This window comes from Rhodopseudomonas sp. B29 (assembly GCF_000333455.1).
Lineage (GTDB): Bacteria > Pseudomonadota > Alphaproteobacteria > Rhizobiales > Xanthobacteraceae > Rhodopseudomonas.
In genome coordinates, this window is sequence record NZ_BADD01000175.1 from 1 (window position 1) to 3230 (window position 3230).

A 3230-nucleotide genomic window follows, 5' to 3' on the forward strand; every position below is an offset into this window, starting at 1 on the left:
GGTACTGCGATCACCAGCGCGATCAGCCGCGGCACGATCAGCACGTCGATCGGATCGAACCCCATGGTGCGCAGCGCGTCGATCTCCTCGCGCATCTTCATCGAGCCGAGTTCCGCTGTGTAGGCGCTGCCGGAGCGGCCGGCCACCATGATCGAGACCAGCAGCACGCCGATCTCGCGCAGCACCAGCACGCCGAGCATGTCGACGACGAAGACGTCGGCGCCGAAGCGGCGGAAATGGAAGATGCCCTGCTGGGCGATGATGCAGCCGATCAGGAAGGTGATGAGCAGGATGATCGGCACCGCGCGCCAGCACACCTGCTCGAGATGATGCACCGTCGAGGTCAGGCGGAACCGGGTCGGGTGGATGATGACGCGGCCGAGCCCCGCCAGCACCGCGCCCATCATGCTGATCAGCGCGACGATGTCGTCGCCGAACGTGTATACGGTGCGGCCGAGCTTCTCGATCGGCACGCGCAGCGAGCTGCGCCGCTGCGACGGCAGCGGGTCTTGTCCGACCTGCCGCACCTCGTCGACCAGCGTCGCGTAGTTGGCCGACAGGCCGGCGATCCGCGCCTCGGCGCCGCCCTGGGTCAGGCTACGGCGCAGCCGCTCGATCAGCCAGGCGCCGAACGTGTCGAGCCGGGCGATCGCCGAGACGTCGATCGAGACCGCGGGCTTGGTGCCGGTGAGTTTCTCGGCTTCAGCGACCAGCCGCTCCAGCGCCGGCGCGAACCGCGCCGTCCACGGGCCGCCGGCGCGCAGCGCCAGGCCGTCGCCATGCGCGATCCGCTCGAGGGTCGGGCCACCCTCCACTGCCATTCGCTGTACCATTTTGAGCCAATCCGGTTCGATCGTCACCTTGCGGGACAAGGTCATTACCAGCCATAATTAGTGGCTCCGGGCAAGCTTCGGATGAGTTTGATACGAATTGGAAATGACCTTCACCAAAGCGCCCCAATTGGCGACCCGGATCGAACGCTGGCCGATCGCCGGCTCCTTCACCATCAGCCGCGGTGCCAAGACAGAAGCCGTCGTGGTGATCGCCGAACTGCGCTCCGGCGAGTTCGTCGGCCGCGGCGAGTGCACGCCTTACGCACGCTACGGCGAAACGCCGGAGACGACGCTCGCCGCCATCGAGGCAATGCGCGCCCCGCTGAGCCAGGGGATGGACCGCAGCGCGTTGCAGACCGCAATGCAGCCCGGCGCTGCACGCAATGCGCTCGACTGTGCGCTGATCGATCTGGAGGCGAAGACGCGCGGCGTCCGCGCCTGGGATTTGCTCGGCGCCGCTTCGCCCAAGCCGGTGACCACCGCCTACACCATCTCGCTCGGCACGCCCGAGGCGATGGCGGAGGCCACAGCACGTGCCGCCGAGCGGCCGCTGCTCAAGATCAAGCTCGGCGGCGACGGCGACGACGCGCGTATCGCCGCGGTCAGGCGCGCCGCGCCGAAGGCGGAACTGATCGTCGATGCCAACGAGGCGTGGACGCCGGACAACCTCGCCCGCAACCTCGCCGCCTGCGCCGATGTCGGCGTGACGCTGGTCGAGCAGCCGCTCCCGGCCGGCCGCGATGACGCGCTGGCCACGATCGAGCGCAGGGTCGCGGTGTGCGCCGACGAGAGCGTGCACGATCGCCGCTCGCTCGAGGAGCTGCGCGGCCGCTACGACGCCATCAACATCAAGCTCGACAAGACCGGCGGCCTCACCGAAGCGCTGGCGATGGCGGACGCGGCCCGGGCGCTCGGCTTCGACATCATGGTCGGCTGCATGGTGGCAACGTCGTTGGCGATGGCGCCGGCGCTGCTGATCGCCGCATCGGCGCGGTTCGTCGATCTCGACGGCCCCCTGCTGCTGGCCAAAGATCGTGACCATGGGCTGCGCTACGACGGCAGCCTGCTCTATCCGCCAGCGCCGGCGCTATGGGGCTGAACCGGCTGCGGCGATCGATTGAGATCGCGCGCTGCGGACCCGATCAGCATAGCGCCACCCAGCGCCATCGCCGCGGCGACGTAGTACACCGCCACGCCGCCACGCTCGAACACCGCACCTGACAAAAGCGCGCCGCTGCTCATCATCAAACCCGTCGCCGCCGTGAGATAGCCCTGCCCGCGCGCCATGACATGCGTGGGCACGTTGCGCAGCAGCAGCCCCATGGTGCCGAGCTGAGTCAGTCCGAAGCTGCAGCCGTGCAATAGCTGCACGCCGGTGAGCACCGCGAGCGGCGGATCGTGTGCCATGATCAGCCAGCGCAGCACCGCGCCGATCGCACCAATGAGCATCAGCAGCGACGGCGCCAGCGTGAAACGCGGCGACAGCGCGAACACCACGATCTCGGCAAGCACGCCGAGGATCCACAGTCCCGCGATCGTGCTGCCGCCGAGCCCGGCGCCGCGCCAGACGATCGAGGCGAAGGTGTAGTACGCGGCGTGGCTGCCCTGAATCATCGCCGCGGCCGCGATGATCAGCAGGAAGCGCCGATCACGCAGCAGCGTCGTGCGTCGCTGCGGGACCGCGGCCTGCAAGCCCGAACCGGCGACCCTCGGCAGCGCGAAGCCGCTGAGAGCGCCGAGCCAGGCGGCGCCGGCGACGACGAAGATCAGTTGGTTCGCCGCGATGACGTCGGCGAGCACGCCGCTGATGATCGCGCCGAATACGAACGAGGCCGATCCCCACAGCCGCAGCGGACCGTAGTTCAATCCGAGCCGCGCCACCGCCTTCAGCGCGTAGCCGTCGGTCAGCGGCACCATCGGGGTCCAGGCGCAGGCCGTCAGGGCAAATACCAGGAGGACCAGGAGCGGACCACGTACAAACCCGAGGCACGTAAACCCGATGGCCGTCACGAAGGCCAAACTGATTAGTGCAGCACGCAGCACGTTGCGGCGCTCGGCCTGGGCGGTAATCATCGGCAGGATCGTGAACCGAGTGACGGCCGGTACGGCAACGATCGCACCGATCCAAAAAGCTTCGATTCCAATGGCTTTCAGCCAAACCGTGAAGAACGGCAGATAGGTCCCGACGATGCTGAACGTAGCGCCGTAGAACAGCGCCAGACGGGCGGCGAAGTGACGCGAATCAGCAGGTGAGGTGGGGATTTGTGAGTCCGAAATCATCAATTCAATTGCGATTCGACGCCGTTCGTGATGATCGTTAACGTGCGTGCAGTGATTTCCGCAACGAGTCTGTGATGGCCGACGAAATTTTCGCTCTTTTCGCCGATCGCCGCCCGC

The 3230-nt window shown here is 67.4% G+C and carries 3 protein-coding genes; 1 reads left to right on the top strand and 2 read right to left on the bottom strand.

Annotated features, from left to right (window positions below):
* Positions 1-833: ABC transporter permease (locus tag I5M_RS06305; protein ID WP_031335597.1), on the bottom strand; the 833-nt coding region annotated here is incomplete at its 3' end.
* A gap of 103 nt (positions 834-936) precedes the next feature.
* Between I5M_RS06305 and dgcA the strand changes: the two genes are divergently transcribed.
* Positions 937-1932 carry an N-acetyl-D-Glu racemase DgcA gene (gene dgcA / locus I5M_RS06310; RefSeq protein ID WP_022720621.1) on the top strand — a complete coding sequence of 332 codons (996 nt, stop codon included), beginning with the start codon at positions 937-939 and terminating at the stop codon, positions 1930-1932.
* Here the strand turns inward: dgcA and I5M_RS06315 are convergent.
* Complete coding sequence (locus I5M_RS06315; RefSeq protein ID WP_022720622.1) at positions 1902-3113, bottom strand: MFS transporter; 1212 nt, start codon at positions 3111-3113, stop codon at positions 1902-1904. The genes dgcA and I5M_RS06315 overlap by 31 nt on opposite strands.
* Positions 3114-3230: the final 117 nt, after the last annotated feature.

Coding starts and splice junctions, on each gene's coding strand:
- dgcA (WP_022720621.1), top strand. CDS start 937: ATGACCTTCACCAAAGCGCCCCAATTGGCGACCCGGATCGAACGCTGG.
- I5M_RS06315 (WP_022720622.1), bottom strand. CDS start 3,113: ATGATTTCGGACTCACAAATCCCCACCTCACCTGCTGATTCGCGTCAC.